Origin of the sequence: Rhodococcus sp. DMU2021 (assembly GCF_019641445.1) — a bacterium.
Taxonomy (GTDB): Bacteria; Actinomycetota; Actinomycetes; order Mycobacteriales; family Mycobacteriaceae; genus Rhodococcus; species Rhodococcus pyridinivorans.
This window is the reverse complement of record NZ_JAIFKB010000089.1, coordinates 1-1,044: the sequence shown is the minus strand read 5'-3', so window position 1 is coordinate 1,044 and position 1,044 is coordinate 1. Positions and strand designations below refer to the sequence as shown.

The 1,044-nt window shown below is 64.7% G+C and carries 1 protein-coding gene and 1 pseudogene; both read left to right on the top strand.

Annotation, left to right across the window (positions count from 1 at the left end; translation table 11 throughout):
- Positions 1 to 333 (top strand): annotated as a pseudogene (locus tag K3M35_RS25760) (hypothetical protein); the annotation flags it as partial.
- 319 nt (positions 334 to 652) lie between these two features.
- Positions 653 to 1,044 (top strand): aminoglycoside phosphotransferase family protein (locus K3M35_RS26805; RefSeq protein ID WP_220667285.1); only part of this gene is annotated, 392 nt, incomplete at its 3' end.

The window sequence follows — 1,044 nt, the reverse complement described above, 5'->3', positions numbered from 1 at the left end:
TCCGACCAGCTCGAACGGGGCGAAGAACCCGCTCCGATGAATCACAAAGATCTCGGCAGGATCGGGACGGTGCTCGAATCCGCCGGCCGAGCTCTGGCCACCGCGGTCGGCCCGATCAATGGTGGCGACGACGTTGCCCCTCCCCTGTCGCCGGTCGACCTGAACCAGCTCAGTCAGGAACTACTCGATGCGATCGGTGCTGCGATGAGCAGTCACCCCCGATCGGTGACCGAGATGCTCAACATCGAACGCCGACCCGACCACACCAACGAAGCCGCGTTCGTCCCCGACACCGGTGTCGAACACAGCCAGCAAACAACACTGTCGTACTGACGTACTGATCTGGCATCACGCCCGTGACAGCATCGTGGGTGAGTGCGTCGATCAGAAGTAGCAACGTTTGTTCAGCTGTTTCGTGAACGACGGGGCGGCGTTCGGATCGAGGATGTCGATGAGATTCGGCAACGCTCCTTACGGTGCGTCGGTCAGCGAGGCGCGACGTGGCGGCCGCCGCGCCGGAGTCCCTGGGCCGGTCATGATCGTTTTCGGGTAGGCTTGGGGCATGCTTTGACGCCTGCCCGGCACTCGGGCGCCTCCGCGATCTCCTTCGTCCATCGCACCTGATTTCGAACCTGACGAAGGAGACTTTTCCGTGACCAAGTCGATCTATATCGACGTGCCGGATGTGTTCGCTGCGTCTTATGGCGCGCACGGCGCCGAGGCGCGAGCGTGGATCGCCGAGCTGCCCCGGCTGGGCGGTGAGTTCCTGGACCGCTGGGAGCTGCGGCTTGATGGCCCGCCCGCATATGGCATGGCGTCACTGGTCTTGCCCGTGCTTCGGTCCGACGGAACTCCCGCAGTCTTGAAGCTTCAGCAGCTGCGGGAGGAGACCGTCGGCACCGCCGCCGGCCTGGAGGCGTGGAACGGCAACGGGATCGTGCGCCTGCTCGACCATGACGAGAACAGCGCCACGCAGTTGCTCGAGCGGCTGGACGCGGCCCGGCCCCTGTCCTTGATCGCCGACGACACCACGGCCCTGCAGAT